The organism is Pectobacterium jejuense, assembly GCF_026800125.1.
In the GTDB taxonomy this organism is placed as follows: Bacteria; Pseudomonadota; Gammaproteobacteria; order Enterobacterales; family Enterobacteriaceae; genus Pectobacterium; species Pectobacterium jejuense.
On record NZ_JAPQKX010000009.1, the window covers coordinates 204,689 to 222,583 of the forward strand.

Below are 17,895 nucleotides of genomic sequence, written 5' to 3' on the forward strand. Positions count from 1 at the left end.
TTCATATCAATTAGCGGGTTTCTGACACCAGTTATTTTTAGGGTTAATACCGCCGTCAGGCGACGTGTATCCCACACATCCAAGAATCGTGTCAAACAGCTCTTCATGGCGATGTGTTTTGCCAATGCGCTGCTGAGCCTTCAACTGCTCAAACGCATGCTGATTATTGGTATCAGCCAGAAACTTATCCGATGTCCAAACCATCATCGGTGAACGGAACTGTTCAGGCGGTGCCATGTGACGCGGCGTGCCGTGCAAATGATAGTTATCATCAATAGATTCACCGTGATCGGAGGCATAAAACACGATTGCTTTCTTATCCCGCACCTGATCGATCACGCTATCAATAAAGCTATCGGTATAGAGCACGCTATTATCGAAAGCATTAATCAACTGCTCACGCGTACAGGAGGCATCAACGCCCATACATTCTGGCTGATAGCGCGCATAGCTGCGGGGATATCGCATGGAATACAGGTAGTGAGAGCCTTTGGTATGCAGCACAATCAGGTGCTTACCTTTGGGGTAGCGTGCCAGCGATTCCTTGACCTCGTCGACCAGCAACATATCCTGCACCGACTTGCCGTCATTGTGTTTCTCTGACGCAATCATCTCACGGAAAGAGTAGTTGTTCGCCTCGATGCTATTGTAAAACCACACCTCACTTTGCATCGCAAAAAGCTCGGAGGTAAAGCCCAGCTCTTTCAGTACGGCAAAGATATTCTGCTCTTTCAGGGTTCGCTGTGGGTTGTCTTCCGTACCACCTTCTCGCACAAACATACAGCGCATAGAAAGCTTGGTTGAGGTATCACACGACTGACCACGGAACGCGACCAGATTTTTTTCTTTTGATAGCTTCGGCGTCGTATCGCGCTCATAGCCTAACAGCCCCATATGATCCCAACGGGTTGTTTCACCGATAATGAAAACGACGTAGGTATCATCAATGCCTTTCGGCGGGACATAGGTAAAATGCTGAGCCGGATCGAAAAGATTAGAAGAATCCTGACTCTCGTCATACTTGGTGTACGCAAATAATCCTAGTGCAGACAACCAGTTAGAAGGCAGATACGAATGCGCCACTACACCGCCATAGCTGGGCAAATCCACATTGGATTCTCGCTCGGACACCGACTGAACATTGTCCATATAGCGAAGCGGCATCCAAACCAACGCAACGACAGCGACAAGAACCAGAAGAGGAACCAGACGCTTTCCCGGTGATTTAAGCTGTTCGATCAGCGTATGACGCAGCGAGTTCTTCCAGATCAAAAACAGCGGCAACGCACTCACCGCCAGCATCCACAGGAAAAAACGAAAACCAATAACTTCTTTAGAAAGATCAATATCTGTGGTCATGACCGCCGCAATAATGCCATAGCCAATCACAACATTAAAAAACGTCATGTAATAACTGGCGGCAACGGAAATCAGCACCAGGAGAGAAGCGATAACCCGATAAAAACGACGTCCCCCAAGTGAGATAATTCTCATCAGGAAAAAGGTAAATAAGATGCTCGCGGTCAATTCGACAATAGCGGGAATAAACGTTGAAACATGACTACCAGCAGAGAGTGAAAAATAATCAATCCGGCGATAATATACTGAGATATTGAGAAAAAGACCAATATAGACTGCCAGGACAAACGATAATTTGGGTTGCGAAAAAGATGCTACAAACTTCATTATGACAAGTGCTCCAACAAACCTTTCTTATTATCTGAAGCTATACGACAACATTCGTATGCCTGAGTTCAACGGAAATAATCAGACTCACAGGCATTTCTATATCGTAAAACAGCAAATAGGCTTAGAATTTTAATTCGTAAATTTTACTTATGATTAAGCAGAGAAAACAGAAAAAAATTGTCCTTTTATGTGAATGAATCCACGAAAAAATAAAAGGAGCGATCCCAATCTGTTATGAAAAATCACCACCGCTTATCTATGTATACCTTCGCGATCTAATCGGGCAATTAATTCCACCACGATAGGGTGCTTCAGGAACGCCATAATCTCTTCCGCACGCCGTTCTCCGATACCAGAGAACTGCCGCCACTGTTGCGCTGTCCATTGCTGTAACGCCAACCAATCCACACTATCCAATGCGCTAATGGCGGATCGAGGCACAGGAATACCCAGCGCAAGCAACCAGCGGGATAGTGGCATCTGCCGTGCCGACTGCAAGCTCGTATAAATATCTCGCGCCCGCTTATCGCCCATACCATTGATCGCATTAAGCTGTGCCTCCGTCAGAGATAGCCATGACAGCACATCTTCTAGTAGACCATGTTGTATCAGGCGCAGCCACATTCCTTCACGCACTCCCGCCAGATTCAATCCCTGTTCACCACTCAACCAAACTAAGCGTGCCAGAAATTGCTGATGGCAAACCGCGCTATACCGAAAACAGCTAAAAGCATGGAAATCATGTTCATTGGGGGAAACGATGGCAGGCCGTTCAACACCCCGCCATACCACATCATCCAGACGTGGAATCCCCTGCCCCGCCAGACTGACGCTCACCCGGTCACCGGGCAACACGTCCCACTGTTTCCAACGCGACAGAGAGCCCACATTCACCCGACTGACTGATTTGTCATCCAATTTAAGAGGATTGAGTTTTAACACCACAGCAATCTTACCCGTCCGCCCGACAGAAAATACCACATCAGCCACTTCCACAACCTGATGAACAGGTGGGTATTTCCATGCGATCGCCCAGTCAGCTGATGTATTACGCCAATAGCGCCCCTGCGGCTCTTTAGTCTGGCGGATAACCACACCATCCGTCACGAAGGGCAGCGGAGTGTGATACCAGTGATTACGCCATTTCTCCGCGTCGGCGAATGACCCAATAGCATGGGTATAGTCCGCCGTCATCGCAAACCCCATTTCCTTCAATTTCTCCAGACGCTCAGGCATCGTCTTTGGGCCATCCGGCCATTCCCAGACAAACAGACCAATCTGCGACAACACGGGAGATGGCTGATGGCGACGCATTTCACCAGCCACGACCGAGCGGGCATTAACGCCGCCCTGAGTACGCTGCCGATGATCGGTCATCTTCAGGAAAAGCTCCCCTTGTAGTACCAATGAGGAAGGTGCATCGGTTGATAGATGAGGAATTCCCGGAATCAGGCGCACCTTTTCCGTCCAGTTTTCACCTTGCAGGCCGTTACCCCGGCTAACCGCAGACACGAGCTTACCGTGCTGATAGACCAGCGTGACGGCCACACCATCAACTTTTGGTTGAATCCATAAATCCTCCCGCGGTGCGATCCATTGCACCAGTTGCCCGCGCGTAGACAATTTTTTCAGTCCCGTATGGGCAACAGGGTGAGGCTGTTTGCCATTATCGGGTAACCGAGCAGAAATAGCGTTTTGAGGCTGAAAACAACCTAACCACTGGTTTAACTGATCCCGCAGTTGATCGTAAACGTCATCTTCTATCGGGCTTTTCCCTTCGGTGTAATACACGTCATCCCACTGTTCTAACTGGTGACGCAATGCATCAATTTCTTTGCTGGAACGCGTGCTATCCCAATCGGGGCACACCGCAGCCATGGCGGGGAAATTGCTGATGCCTCCCATGACGATGATGATTAAAAATGTGCGGATCCTGAGCCACATAAACCCTCCTGCCATCCATTAGCGAAGAGCCGCAGTACATAGCAACGGAGAGGAAAATACGAGGCAAAAAAAGGAGAAATGCCAAACGCGCCGCAAGATGATTCATCGTTTGCAGCAGCGATAAAAAAGACGGGAACGCGCTTCGCAATCTAAAAAAGAAACGTTGGCAAAAAGTTTTCCCGATGGCATAACGAAAAAACAGTCAGCGGAGAATTTATCGCAGCGCGACTGATGACATATAGGCGTGTATAATACGGGGAAATGCGCATTTTTCTGCTGCATATCACCATTCACCATCGTAACCGTTAATAAAACTTCATTATGGCTCAAGGCACGTTATATATCGTTTCTGCTCCCAGTGGAGCTGGGAAATCCAGCCTGATTCAGGCGTTATTAAAAACTCAGCCGCTTTACGACACTCAGGTATCGATTTCGCATACCACGCGAGCTAAACGACCGGGAGAAAACCACGGCGAACATTATTTCTTCGTCGAAGTCGATGAATTTAAGCGTATGATTCAGGATAACGAGTTTCTGGAACACGCTGAAGTCTTTGGCAATTATTACGGTACATCCCGGCCGACAATTGAGCAGGTATTAGCGACTGGCGTTGATGTTTTTCTGGATATCGATTGGCAGGGAGCCAAGCAAATCCGCGCCCAGATGCCGCACGCACGCAGTATTTTCATTCTGCCGCCGTCAAAAGAAGAGTTGGCTCGCCGCCTGCGTGGCCGTGGACAAGACAGCGATGAAGTCATTGCCCGTCGTATGTCTCAGGCAGTGGCTGAAATGACGCATTACGGCGAGTATGATTACCTGATTGTGAATGATGATTTCGATCTGGCGCTGCTCGATCTAAAAACCATTATTCGCGCCGAACGTCTGCGTTTGAGCAGACAACAGGTTCGGCATGATGCATTAATCACCAAACTATTGGCAGACTGACGCCTCTTTAAGTATGATGCGCAGTCATTTTATTTCCTGTGGAGTAGCACATTATGGCACGCGTAACTGTTCAAGACGCTGTAGAGAAAATTGGTAACCGTTTTGACCTGGTGTTGGTCGCTGCTCGTCGCGCCCGTCAAATCCAGACTGGCGGCAAAGATCCGCTGGTTCCTGAAGAAAACGATAAGTACACCGTGATCGCACTGCGTGAAATCGAAGAAGGTCTGATCAACAACCAGATTCTGGATGTTCGTGACCGTCAGGAACAGCAAGAGCAGGAAGCCGCAGAGATTCAGGCGGTTACCGCGATTGCTGAAGGCCGTCGTTAATCACACCACGAGTCGCCCTTGTACATTTTTGAAAGCCTTAATCTGCTGATTCAACGTTATCTGCCAGAAGATCAGATCAAACGTTTACAGCAGGCTTACTTAGTTGCACGTGATGCTCACGAGGGGCAGACTCGCTCCAGCGGTGAACCCTATATCACACACCCTGTTGCCGTCGCCTGTATTCTGGCGGAGATGCGTCTCGATTACGAAACGCTGATGGCAGCACTGCTGCATGATGTCATAGAAGACACCCCCGCCACCTATCAGGACATGGAACAGCTTTTTGGTAAAAGCGTTGCTGAACTGGTAGAGGGCGTGTCCAAGCTGGACAAGCTGAAGTTCCAAGATAAAAAAGAAGCGCAGGCTGAAAACTTTCGCAAAATGATCATGGCGATGGTGCAAGATATTCGCGTCATCCTGATCAAACTCGCAGACCGTACCCATAACATGCGCACGCTGGGCTCATTGCGCCCGGACAAGCGCCGCCGTATTGCCCGTGAAACGCTGGAAATATACAGCCCGCTGGCACATCGGCTGGGTATCCATCACCTCAAAACCGAGCTGGAAGAGCTGGGTTTTGAGGCGCTGTATCCGAACCGTTATCGCGTCATTAAAGAGGTCGTCAAGGCCGCACGCGGTAACCGCAAGGAAATGATTCAGAAAATCCTGTCGGAAATCGAAGGGCGTTTGACTGAAGCCGGGATTGCCTGCCGCGTCAGCGGTCGCGAAAAACACCTGTATTCCATCTACTGCAAAATGCACCTGAAAGAGCAGCGTTTTCATTCCATTATGGATATTTACGCGTTCCGGGTCATCGTGAAAGAGTTGGACACCTGCTATCGCGTGCTCGGCCAGGTTCACAGCCTGTATAAGCCGCGCCCAGGTCGGGTAAAAGACTACATTGCCATTCCCAAAGCTAACGGCTACCAGTCGCTGCACACGTCTCTGATTGGCCCGCACGGCGTGCCGGTCGAAGTACAAATTCGTACCGACGACATGGATCAAATGGCGGAAATGGGTGTTGCTGCGCACTGGGCCTATAAAGAAGGCGAGAGCAGCACAACGGCACAGGTCCGCGCTCAACGCTGGATGCAAAGCCTGCTGGAACTCCAGCAAAGTGCCGGTAGCTCATTCGAATTTATCGAAAGCGTGAAATCCGATCTCTTCCCTGACGAGATGTACGTCTTTACGCCGGAAGGCCGTATTGTGGAACTCCCCGCAGGCGCGACGCCCGTCGATTTCGCCTACGCGGTACACACCGATATTGGGCATGCCTGCGTCGGCGCCCGCGTCGACCGCCAGCCTTACCCGCTGTCACAGTCGCTCACCAGCGGCCAAACCGTTGAAATCATTACCGCGCCGGGTGCCAGACCGAATGCCGCATGGCTTAACTTCGTGGTTAGCTCCAGAGCGCGCTCCAAAATTCGCCAGATGCTGAAAAACCTCAAGCGTGATGATTCCGTGAGCCTCGGTCGCCGTTTGCTGAATCACGCATTGGGCAACGGCCGCAAACTCTCCGACATCCCTGAAAAGTCGATTCAGCTTGAGCTTGAGCGCATGAAGCTCGCTACGCTGGACGATCTGATGGCGGAAATTGGTATGGGTAATGCCATGAGCGTCGTTGTGGCGAAAAATCTGCTGAACGAACAATCTGAACTGGGAACCACCGGGCTGCGCAAATTGCCGATCAAAGGCGCAGATGGCGTCATGATCTCATTTGCTAAATGCTGCCGCCCCATCCCCGGTGACCCGATTATTGCCCACGTCAGTCCCGGTAAAGGGCTGGTTATTCACCATGAATCCTGTCGCAATATTCGCGGCTATCAGAAAGAACCTGAAAAATTCATGGCGGTAGAGTGGGATAAGGTGACGGAACAAGAGTTCATCGCCGAAATCAAAGTCGATATGTTCAACCATCAGGGCGCGCTGGCAAACCTGACGGCAGCGATCAACGCCGCAAATTCCAATATTCAGAGCATCAATACGGAAGAGAAGGACGGCCGCGTATACAGTGCCTTTATCCGTCTCACGACTCTCGATCGCGTTCATCTGGCCAATATTATGCGTAAAATCCGCGTGATGCCGGATGTCATTAAAGTTAACCGTAACCGAAATTAATCGTCATGACCCCTCAACGTTATGCACGTATAAAAGAAATGCTCAACTGTCGTCAGCCCGACCTGACGATTTGCATGGAGCAGGTGCATAAACCTCATAACGTTTCTGCGGTTATCCGTACTGCGGATGCTGTCGGTGTGCATGAGGTCCATGCGATTTGGCCCACCAGCAGGATGAAAACGCTGGTTTCCTCCGCGGCAGGCAGCAATAGCTGGGTACAGGTGAAAACCCATCGCAACATAGGTGATGCGGTTGGTCACCTGAAGGCTGAAGGCATGCAGGTTTTGGCGACCAATTTGTCTGAACATGCGGTCGATTTTCGGGAAATTGATTACACCCGCCCCACCTGTATTCTGCTCGGACAAGAAAAAACCGGTATTACTGCCGAAGCGCTCAAACTGGCCGATCGGGATATCATCATTCCGATGACTGGCATGGTGCAGTCGCTGAATGTCTCCGTGGCCTCGGCGTTGATCCTGTACGAAGCCCAGCGCCAGCGCCAGATCGCTGGTATGTATCAGCGTGAAGATAGCCCGCTGGATGAGGAAGAGCAACAGCGCCTGCTTTTTGAAGGGGGCTATCCGGTACTGGCGCGCGTCGCAAAACGTAAAGGGCTGCCTCGTCCTTATATTGACCATCAGGGTCAGATTGTAGCGGATACCCCGTGGTGGGCCGCGATGCAATCGTCGGAGTGCTGATGAAAGGCCGCCTGCTGAACACCCAACCGCTGAGTACACTTACCGGCGTGGGTGCAAGTCAGGCTGCGAAGCTCGCGCGACTCGGGCTGGAAACCGTGCAGGACCTCCTGCTGCACTTACCTCTCCGCTACGAAGACCGCACGCATCTTTACCCGATTGGCGACCTTCTTCCCGGCATGTATGCCACCGTGGAAGGTGAAATCCTACGCAACGACATCACCTTTGGCAGCCGTCGCATGTTGACCTGCCAAATCAGCGACGGCAGCGGCATGCTGACCATGCGCTTCTTCAATTTCAGCGCCGCGATGAAAAACAGCCTCGCACCGGGGCAGCGCGTTACCGCTTATGGCGAAATCAAGCGTGGCAAAATCGGCGCGGAGATCATCCATCCTGAATATCGAGTTCAGGGGGAGAGTACGCAGGTCGAGTTACAAGAATCGCTCACGCCAGTTTACCCTTCCACAGAGGGCGTTCGTCAGGCCACGCTCCGTAAACTGACCGATCAGGCGCTGGCGTTGCTCGATGCCAACCACATCGATGAGTTGCTGCCTGAATCTCTAAGTCGCTCGCTCATTAGCCTGCCAGACGCACTACGCACCTTACATCGTCCCCCGCCAGATATGCAGCTCAGCGAGCTTGAGCACGGGAAACACCCGGCACAGCAGCGGCTGATTATGGAAGAACTGCTGGCGCATAACCTGAGTATGCTCGCCGTGCGGGCGGGGGAACAACGGCATAAAGCCTCGCCGCTACAGGCGCAGGACGGTTTGAAGCAACAGTTACTCGCTGCCCTGCCGTTCAACCCCACGCAGGCGCAAGAACGTGTCGTAGCCGAAATTGAAGCGGATATGGCGAAAGATTTCCCGATGATGCGTCTGGTGCAGGGCGATGTCGGTTCAGGAAAAACGCTGGTCGCCGCACTGGCAGCATTACGCGCGATTGCCAACGGCAAACAGGTCGCGCTGATGGCGCCAACAGAGCTATTGGCCGAACAGCACGCCCATAATTTCCGTCAGTGGTTTGAACCACTAGGGCTTGAAGTCGGCTGGCTGGCTGGCAAACAAAAAGGGAAAGCGCGTCAGGCGCAACAGGATGCCATCGCCAGCGGTCAGGTTTCCATGGTTGTCGGGACGCACGCTATTTTCCAGCAGCAGGTAAAATTCAACGGGCTGGCATTGGTCATCATTGATGAACAGCACCGCTTTGGCGTGCATCAACGCCTTGCGCTGTGGGAAAAAGGCGAAGAACAGGGCTTTCATGCTCATCAATTGATCATGACCGCGACACCGATTCCCCGTACGCTGGCGATGACGGCCTATGCCGACCTGGATACGTCCGTCATTGATGAACTGCCGCCGGGCAGAACCCCCGTCACCACCGTCGCCATACCGGATTCACGCCGCAGCGACATTATCGAGCGCGTGAATAATGCCTGTCAGCAGGAAGGGCGGCAGGCCTATTGGGTGTGTACGCTGATCGAAGAATCCGACCTGCTGGAAGCGCAGGCAGCAGAAGCCACTAGCGAAGAGCTGAAGGCGGCACTGCCGAATCTCAAGGTTGGATTGGTTCACGGCCGCATGAAAGCGCAGGAAAAGCAGGCGGTGATGCAGGCTTTCAAACAGGGCGAGCTACAACTGCTGGTGGCGACGACCGTCATCGAGGTAGGTGTGGATGTGCCGAATGCCAGCCTAATGATCATCGAGAACCCGGAGCGTCTGGGTCTGGCACAGCTGCACCAATTGCGTGGTCGCGTCGGACGCGGCGCGGTGGCATCTCACTGCGTGCTGCTCTACAAAACGCCGATGAGCAAGACGGCACAAAAACGGCTTCAGGTTCTACGCGATAGCAACGATGGCTTTGTTATCGCGCAACGCGATCTGGAAATTCGCGGGCCGGGTGAATTACTCGGTACGCGCCAGACGGGCAATGCCGAGTTTAAAGTCGCTGACCTCCTGCGCGATCAGGATCTGATTCCACAGGTGCAGCGCGTTGCTCGCCACTTGCACGAACACTATCCCGAGCATGCCATCGCGCTCATCGAACGCTGGCTACCAGAACGTGCACGGTACACCAACGCCTAATCGCAGCAGCGCATTCTTCATTTTTTAAAACTATACACCAAATAATTCAAGTTGCAGGAAGGCGGCAAGCGAAGGACAAATTCGTCGGGAACGAATTTGACCAGCCAGCGGCTGGCCTTCGGTGAGAGACAGGATGTCTCTCATTTCATCCCGATGAGCTTACTCAAGTAAGTGATTCGGGTGAGTGAACGCGGCCAACGCACATGCAGCTTGAAGTATGACGGGTATATCCCCTTAAATAATAAGGCCTTGCTTGTCAGACAAAATTCATATCAAAAAGATGCGTTAGCAAACGTTTGCTTTCAGCAAAGAGATCATTAAAATGCGCTCTTTGTCGTTTCAGGAACGCCAACTTACATCATGACAACCACCACGGAAACGTCCCAAACAGAAGCCGCTGCCGCACCTCAGCGCAGTGAACTCATCTATCATCTTGAAGACCGGCCGCCGCTGCCGCAAACGCTGTTCGCCGCCAGTCAGCACCTACTTGCCATGTTTGTTGCGGTGATTACCCCCGCGCTACTAATCTGTCAGGCATTAGGTTTACCCGCGGAAGATACGCAGCGCATCATCAGCATGTCGCTTTTCGCTTCCGGTCTGGCCTCTATTCTACAAATTAAAACCTGGGGTCCTGTCGGTTCTGGTCTGCTGTCTATTCAGGGCACCAGCTTTAACTTCGTGACGCCGCTGATTATGGGTGGACTGGCACTGAAAAATGGCGGAGCAGATGTTCCCACGATGATGGCAGCACTGTTCGGTACGCTGATGGTCGCTTCCTTCACCGAAATCATTCTTTCACGCTTCCTGCATTTAACCCGCCGCATCATTACCCCGCTGGTTTCCGGCATTGTGGTGATGATCATTGGGCTGTCGCTGATTCAAGTCGGCCTGACCTCCATTGGCGGCGGCTATGCCGCAATGGGTAATAACACCTTCGGCGCACCTAAGAACTTACTATTAGCAGGTGTGGTGTTGCTGGTTATTATTCTGCTTAACCGCCAGCGTAACCCTTACCTGCGCGTCGCGTCGCTGGTGATTGCCATGGCGGTGGGTTATCTGGGTGCCTGGTTGATGGGAATGCTGCCGGAAAATGCGCCTGCTCAAAACGACACGGTCATTATGGTGCCCACGCCGCTGCATTACGGTCTAGGCTTTGACTGGAACCTGTTGATTCCGCTGATGCTAGTCTTCATGGTGACCTCGTTAGAAACCATCGGTGACATCACCGCGACCTCCGACGTTTCAGAGCAGCCGGTCAGAGGCCCGCTGTACATGAAACGCTTAAAAGGTGGTGTGTTGGCAAACGGCTTGAACTCTTGCCTGTCTGCCGTATTCAACACCTTCCCTAACTCTTGTTTCGGCCAGAATAACGGCGTCATCCAGCTTACTGGTGTTGCCAGCCGCTATGTGGGCTTCGTGGTTTCGCTGATGCTGATCGCACTGGGTCTGTTCCCTGCCGTTAGCGGATTTGTGCAGCATATTCCAGAGCCAGTTCTGGGCGGTGCCACTATCGTGATGTTTGGTACGATCGCCGCTTCTGGTGTGCGTATTGTGTCCCGTGAGCCGCTGAATCGTCGTGCGATCATGATTATTGCGCTGTCTCTGGCTGTTGGCCTTGGCGTATCGCAGCAGCCGCTGATTCTGCAGTTCGCACCGGATTGGATTAAAACATTGCTGTCTTCCGGTATCGCCGCTGGCGGGATTACGGCAATCGTGCTGAATATTGTCTTCCCACACGAAGAAAAATAGCGCCAGCCCGCAATAATTTCAGTTCAGTTCATGTAAAAGCGAGCGGTGATGCAACACCGCTCGCTTTTTACTGTCTGTAACAGCATTACCTATTGAGCCTTCAGGGAAATTGCGGCATAAGAACAGTTCTCCCTGACGATTGGCATGGACTGACACGATGAAATTTATCGGGAAATTATTGCTGACCCTACTGCTGCTGGCCTTTTTAGCGCTAGTGGTCGTATATGTATTACTGCAAACCAGTTGGGCAGCAGGCTGGGTGAGTAATTGGGTAAACCAGAATACCGACTACCAGTTGTCACTGGGCAAAATTAATCATGACTGGTCAACAGCCGATCATATCCAACTCACCGATGTCAGTTTTGGCCAGAAAAATCAGCCGCCAACACTCACTGCAAAGCAGATTTCAGCCGGGTTTAGCGCCCGTCAAATTACCGATCCACGCCACTTCGCCAGTCTCGAACTGGAAGGCGGTACGCTAAATCTTTCCTCACAGGCTGCCACACTCCCTATCGAAGCCGATGTGCTACAGCTGCGTACGATGGCACTGCAGGCAAAGGACGGCGATTGGCGTCTGAATGGTCAACAAATTAACGGCGGAATGATGCCGTGGCAGCCTGAGGCGGGCTATCTGCTGGGCAAGCAGGGACAGTTCCAACTCAGCGCCCGCTCACTCGAACTCAACGATATTCCCGCCAGTCAGGTATTGGTTCAGGGCGAAATCAACCACAACCAGCTGATTCTGAGCAATTTCGGCGCAGATGTCGCTCAGGGGCAGCTAACGGGCAATGCCAGCCGCGCAGAAGACGGCAGTTGGCAGATCGGTAGCCTGCGACTCAGCAATGTCCGTTTGCAAACGCAGAGAACGCCGGAGGCCTTCTGGCAGCCCGTGACCGAGCTGCCTTCTGTTACGGTTGACCGCTTTGATTTGATTGATGCCCGCATTGAAGGGCCGGGATGGGCGTTTATCGACCTTGATGTTGCCCTGCAAAATGTCACGTTTAAGCAGAATGACTGGCAGAGCGAAGGGGGAACGCTGTCATTCAATGCGACCGACATTGTGAACGGCAACATGCACCTTATCGACCCTATCGTGAATCTGGATTTGTCACCGGCGGGCGTTAACATCAAACAGTTCTCTACGCGCTGGGAAGGCGGTTTATTGCGAACCAACGGCAGTTGGCAGCGCAGTAACCACCGTTTACAGCTGAATGAGTTTGTTGTCGCAGGGATGGAGTACACGCTCCCCGGCGACTGGCGTCAACGCTGGCAAGCGACCCTGCCATCATGGCTGGCAGAAGTGAATGTGCGAAAATTCACGGCGAACCGCAACCTGATAATCGATATCAACCCAGACTTCCCCTTCCAGCTAACCGCATTAGATGGCTACGGCAGCAATTTGCTGCTGGCTCGCAACCACCAGTGGGGAATGTGGACAGGATCGTTGAATCTTAATGCCAGCGACGCGACGTTTAATAAAGTCGATGTCCGCCGTCCTTCGATGGCACTGGTAGCCGACGATAACCAGATCGCCATTAACGAACTCAGCGCGTTTACGCAAAATGGCATGCTGGATGCCAAGGCAACGATCAGCCAGCAACCGGCACGCAATTTCTCCCTGTCACTGACAGGACGCGCCGTACCGCTGGATGTTCTGACGCGTTGGGGATGGCCAGAGCCCGCAACCGCACCGACGGGTAATACGAATCTGCAATTGCAACTGAATGGACGGCTTGCCGCTGATACGCCGTTGAAGCCGACGCTAAACGGTACGCTGCAAGGCGTGGATAGCAACGACAACCCGATAAGGCAGCAGATGCATCAGGGTACTGTGACAGAAACGCCGTAAATTCGGAGGCTAGAAGAATATCCGCAACGTCATGGCATGCTGAAACAACCAGACAAACCCCGTGAAAATCACAGGGTACTTGTGTCTTGCGGTACAACAGTCATAAGATACTGCAGGTTAGAGTGAAGCGTTGATGTACCGATAGGAAGGCCATCATAATATGGTCGCTGCGTATTAATCCGCTTCCGATCCACCTTCTTCCAGCGGTGCATCCGGTTGAGCAGGCAACACGATATAAACGCCTTCAAATAACGCCCCTTTATTGTCATCACCGAAGAGCTCAACATTGAGCTGCACACGCGCCTTACGCCCACGCGCGAGGCGATCCAGATCGCCACTCAGCGATCCTAAATCAGCGATGGCATTCGGTCGGCCACTCACCGGCGTACTGTAACGAATGTGCGCATCCGCCAGAATTATCGTGCCACCGAGGTGCCGTTCACGCAGCAACAGCCAGATTAATCCCCACCCGGTGAGCGTAGCGAGAGAAAACATACTGCCGGCAAAAAGCGTATGATGCGGGTTCTGATTTCCCGTTTCAGGCATGGTGGTAATAAATTGCTTTCCGGTGTACTGGCTTATCCGCACACCCATTTTTTCACTCAGGGGAATGTGCTCATACCAGGCCTGCTGAAGCTGTCCGCACCAGTCAGGACGATGCAAAATGTCATCCAGAGTAGCCACCGGTTTAATCATCAGGAAGTGCCGCACGGGTGTGGTTTGTGGCGCGGTGATTTCACCCTGATTAACAAAGCCCAGCTTGGAGAAGAAATCCATTGCGTCTTCACGGGCGCTACAGACCACACGCTTGACGCCTTCCTGACGCGCGACTGACTCCAGGGTAATCGCAAGCAGCGTACCTAACCCTTTCCCTCGCACATCGGGGTGAACGGCTAAAAAACGGATTGCCGCTTCATTATCTGCATTGATAGAAAGACGCCCAATCGCGACCAGCCTTCCCTGCTCATCCACCACGGTTTGGTGATGTGCCAGGGCATCGTAAGCATCACGCTCAGAACCCAGCGGCTGGCGTAGAGGTTTACGCAGCATTTCCCAGCGAAATTGATAGTACGCATCCAGTTCTTCCGCGCTTTCAGGTACTCTCAAATGATACATAACCCTTCCTCTATACCGAGATGCCTCAATGCATCGGGGTTCATAAGATTGGACCACTGACAAATTTATGCACGAAACGACAGCGGTAATAGCACTTCACAACGATAGCGTTACAACACCATGACGTTACAACCCTATGTCTGTAGCCAGAACGTCACCGGGCCGTCATTCACCAATGCCACTTTCATATCCGCCGCAAACTGCCCTGTTTCCGTGTGAACACCTTGCTCACGACACTGTCCGACAAAATACTGATAGAGGCGATCGGCCTCTGAAGGATGCGCACCGCGAGAAAACCCAGGCCGCATGCCACGCTGCGTATCAGCCACCAGCGTAAACTGCGAAACCACCAGCACATTGCCGCCAGCCTGACGAACATTGAGATTCATTTTCCCGTCATCGTCACCGAATATGCGGTAACCCAACACACGTTCGCAGAGTCGCGTGGCTTTTTGTTCGTCATCGCCCTGCTCAACGCCCAGCAGGATCAGCAAACCTTTATCGATTTCCCCAACCACACTGCCTTCTACCGTAACGCTGGCGCTGGATACTCGCTGAATTAGCGCAATCATAAAACCCGACTACTCCTGATGTCATCATTCCCAATAGGGGCGATGTCCGCCCCTACGATATAAATCATGCTTTAGCCGTCGTCGCCTGCATGGCGAAAAAATCCGGTACTACCTGACGATCGGTAACCAGAATGCTGTGAATACCCAGGCTTTGGGCCGCATCGATGTTCGCGGCATTATCGTCAAAAAAGACGGCTTGCGCAGGCGAAACACCTTCCTCTGTCAGAACGTATTGGTAAATCGCCAGCTCCGGCTTACGTAATCCAATATCTTGTGACAGGTAGAGTCTGTCAGCCGCCGTTGCCACTTCTGGGAATAGCGCAGGCCAGTGTGAACAGTGGAGACGATTGGTATTCGACAGAATCACCACGCGGTGCCCTTCCTGACGCAGGCGCTGCATGATGTCGATAACCTCAGGACGCAACGCGACAAAAATAGCCTGCCAGCCAGCGGTGAATTGTTCGAAGCTCAGGGCGATGCCCATTTCCTGACACAGTCTGGCAGCAAATTCCTCGTCGCTGATCTCACCCCGCTCATGCTGTTCAAACGCTTCGCCCATGACAAAACGCTCTTGCAACGTCGCGAGCGGCGCGCTGCTCAGATTACTCCAGACACCCAATACTCTATTGAAATCAATATCTATGACGACATTGCCTAAATCAAAGATATACAGCATGGCAGTGACCTCCTGACGTAATCGTAGGATTTTCACTGTAGCGGGAAATGAAGAAACTGAACAGGGAGGAAATCTAAAGGAAAGGTTAAAGTGGAAGAAAGCGCATAAAATTCAGGGCACCCGAAGGTGCCCTGTTGCGTAACAAGACAAATCCGTCTGAAATTAGACGTCTTTGCTGCCGCGGCTAGCGCGTTTACGATCGTTTTCGGTCAGGTGACGCTTACGAATACGGATCGACTGCGGCGTAACTTCAACCAGTTCGTCGTCATCGATGAACTCCAGCGCTTGTTCCAGAGACATTTTGATCGCCGGAACCAGTGTGGTTGCTTCATCGGTACCCGATGCACGCATGTTGGTCAGTTTCTTACCGGTCAGACAGTTTACTGTCAGATCGTTAGAACGTGAGTGAATACCGATGATCTGGCCTTCATACACTTCTGCACCGTGTCCGAGGAACAGCTTACCGCGATCCTGCAGGCTGAACAGCGCAAACGCGACAGCTTTACCCTGACCGTTAGAGATCAGTACGCCGTTCTGACGCTGGCCGATTTCACCTGGACGCACGTCATCGTAGTGGCTGAACGTGGAGTACAGCAGACCGGTACCAGACGTCATGGTCATGAATTCGGTACGGAAACCGATCAGACCACGAGCAGGGATCAGGTAATCCAGACGGATACGACCCTTGCCATCTGGAATCATGTCTTTCACATCACCTTTACGCTCACCCATGGCTTGCATGACTGAACCCTGGTGCTGTTCTTCGATGTCCAGCGTTACGTTTTCAAACGGCTCTTGGTTACGACCGTCGATAACGCGGTTGATAACTTTCGGACGTGATACAGCCAGTTCAAAGCCTTCACGACGCATGTTTTCGATCAGAACTGACAGGTGCAATTCACCACGGCCAGAAACGCGGAACGCATCAGCGTCTTCGGTTTCGTCAACGCGCAGGGCAACGTTGTGTACCAGCTCTTTGTTCAGACGCTCCAGAATCTGGCGCGACGTAACATACTTACCTTCTTTACCGCAGAATGGTGAAGTATTGACGTTGAAGAACATGGTAACGGTAGGTTCATCGACGCTCAGTGCTGGCAGCGCTTCGACATTCTGCGGATCGCAGATGGTGTCGGAAATGTTCAGCTCGCCCAGACCGGTGATCGCGATGATATCGCCCGCTTCCGCTTCAGTCGCATCGATACGCTCCAGACCCAGGTGAGTCAGAACTTTACCGACTTTACCGTTACGGGTTTTGCCTTCGCTATCAACAATAGTGACTTGCTGGTTAGGCTTAACTTTACCGCGCTTGATACGGCCGATACCGATAACGCCAACATAGTTGTTGTAGTCCAGCTGAGAAATCTGCATCTGGAACGGCGCATCCATCTCAACCTGAGGCGGAGAAACGTGATCAACAATCGCCTGATACAGCGGAGTCATATCTTCCGCCATGTCGGTATGGTCGAGACCCGCGATACCATTCAGCGCTGAAGCATAAATGATCGGGAAATCCAGCTGCTCGTCAGTCGCATCCAGGTTCACGAACAGGTCGAATACCTGATCGACAACCCAGTCAGGACGCGCACCAGGACGGTCAACTTTGTTGATAACAACAATTGGTTTCAGACCGTTGGCAAATGCTTTTTTGGTCACGAAACGCGTTTGCGGCATCGGGCCATCCATCGCATCAACAACCAGCAGTACCGAGTCAACCATCGACATTACACGCTCAACCTCGCCGCCGAAGTCGGCGTGTCCCGGGGTATCTACGATGTTAATACGGTAGTCTTTCCAATTAATGGCGGTATTTTTTGCGAGGATGGTAATTCCACGCTCTTTCTCCAAATCGTTGGAGTCCATTACACGCTCGGTTGCTTCGACACGTTCACCGAACGTTCCGGATTGTTGCAACAGCTTGTCAACCAGGGTGGTTTTCCCATGGTCAACGTGCGCAATAATGGCGATGTTACGCAAATTTTCGATCACAGCTTTGCCTCAGGCATTTAGAAATAGCGCGCTATTGTACACGTATTAATCGAGGGACTAAACAAGATCACAAGCATCTATGATAAACAACCTAGAGCTGCCTGCTTTGTGATCCCTTTCACGGTGCAAAAGCGCTACAAGCG

At 52.1% G+C, this 17,895-nt stretch carries 13 protein-coding genes; 7 read left to right on the plus strand and 6 right to left on the minus strand.

All coding sequences use genetic code 11. The features are described 5' to 3' along the window. Window positions 1-6 precede the first annotated feature (6 nt). Both eptB and ligB read right to left on the minus strand, forming a co-directional pair. On the minus strand, window positions 7-1,686 hold the full coding sequence (gene eptB / locus NXT09_RS17280) for a kdo(2)-lipid A phosphoethanolamine 7''-transferase (protein ID WP_268580684.1): 1,680 nt from the start codon (window positions 1,684-1,686) through the stop codon (window positions 7-9). Between the two features lie 255 nt (window positions 1,687-1,941). Beyond that, window positions 1,942-3,633: an NAD-dependent DNA ligase LigB gene (ligB, locus tag NXT09_RS17285; RefSeq protein ID WP_268580685.1), complete on the minus strand. Its 1,692-nt coding sequence runs from the start codon at window positions 3,631-3,633 to the stop codon at window positions 1,942-1,944. A gap of 321 nt (window positions 3,634-3,954) precedes the next feature. Between ligB and gmk the strand changes: the two genes are divergently transcribed. The 7 genes from gmk (at window position 3,955) to NXT09_RS17320 (ending at window position 13,402) form a co-directional block, all read left to right on the plus strand. Further along, window positions 3,955-4,578 (plus strand): guanylate kinase, encoded by a 624-nt coding sequence (gene gmk, locus NXT09_RS17290; protein ID WP_268580686.1) that lies wholly within the window; start codon window positions 3,955-3,957, stop codon window positions 4,576-4,578. 53 nt (window positions 4,579-4,631) lie between these two features. Next, window positions 4,632-4,907: a DNA-directed RNA polymerase subunit omega gene (gene rpoZ, locus NXT09_RS17295; RefSeq protein ID WP_005968230.1), complete on the plus strand. Its 276-nt coding sequence runs from the start codon at window positions 4,632-4,634 to the stop codon at window positions 4,905-4,907. A gap of 18 nt (window positions 4,908-4,925) precedes the next feature. After that, window positions 4,926-7,025: a bifunctional GTP diphosphokinase/guanosine-3',5'-bis pyrophosphate 3'-pyrophosphohydrolase gene (spoT, locus tag NXT09_RS17300; protein WP_240584124.1), complete on the plus strand. Its 2,100-nt coding sequence runs from the start codon at window positions 4,926-4,928 to the stop codon at window positions 7,023-7,025. A gap of 5 nt (window positions 7,026-7,030) precedes the next feature. Then, the gene (gene trmH / locus NXT09_RS17305; protein ID WP_095993239.1) at window positions 7,031-7,723 is read left to right on the plus strand and encodes a tRNA (guanosine(18)-2'-O)-methyltransferase TrmH; all 693 of its coding nucleotides are present in this window, start codon (window positions 7,031-7,033) and stop codon (window positions 7,721-7,723) included. Beyond that, window positions 7,723-9,804 (plus strand): ATP-dependent DNA helicase RecG, encoded by a 2,082-nt coding sequence (recG, locus tag NXT09_RS17310; RefSeq protein WP_268580703.1) that lies wholly within the window; start codon window positions 7,723-7,725, stop codon window positions 9,802-9,804. Before trmH ends, recG begins: the two co-directional genes overlap by 1 nt. A gap of 360 nt (window positions 9,805-10,164) precedes the next feature. Further along, entirely contained in the window at window positions 10,165-11,553 is a 1,389-nt protein-coding gene (locus NXT09_RS17315) for a nucleobase:cation symporter-2 family protein (protein ID WP_010281660.1), read from the plus strand. 157 nt (window positions 11,554-11,710) lie between these two features. Then, a complete protein-coding gene (locus NXT09_RS17320; protein WP_268580687.1) occupies window positions 11,711-13,402 on the plus strand; it encodes an AsmA family protein in 1,692 nt (563 codons plus the stop codon). A gap of 174 nt (window positions 13,403-13,576) precedes the next feature. On the opposite strand, the gene fabY is transcribed toward NXT09_RS17320, so the two are convergent. The 4 genes from fabY to typA form a co-directional block, all read right to left on the minus strand. Further along, window positions 13,577-14,518 carry a fatty acid biosynthesis protein FabY gene (gene fabY, locus NXT09_RS17325; RefSeq protein ID WP_205551867.1) on the minus strand — a complete coding sequence of 314 codons (942 nt, stop codon included), beginning with the start codon at window positions 14,516-14,518 and terminating at the stop codon, window positions 13,577-13,579. A gap of 134 nt (window positions 14,519-14,652) precedes the next feature. Continuing rightward, window positions 14,653-15,090 (minus strand): D-aminoacyl-tRNA deacylase, encoded by a 438-nt coding sequence (gene dtd / locus NXT09_RS17330; protein ID WP_010281657.1) that lies wholly within the window; start codon window positions 15,088-15,090, stop codon window positions 14,653-14,655. A gap of 64 nt (window positions 15,091-15,154) precedes the next feature. Beyond that, window positions 15,155-15,766 (minus strand): glucose-1-phosphatase, encoded by a 612-nt coding sequence (yihX, locus tag NXT09_RS17335; protein ID WP_268580688.1) that lies wholly within the window; start codon window positions 15,764-15,766, stop codon window positions 15,155-15,157. Between the two features lie 162 nt (window positions 15,767-15,928). Then, on the minus strand, window positions 15,929-17,752 hold the full coding sequence (typA, locus tag NXT09_RS17340) for a ribosome-dependent GTPase TypA (protein WP_010298147.1): 1,824 nt from the start codon (window positions 17,750-17,752) through the stop codon (window positions 15,929-15,931). Window positions 17,753-17,895: the final 143 nt, after the last annotated feature.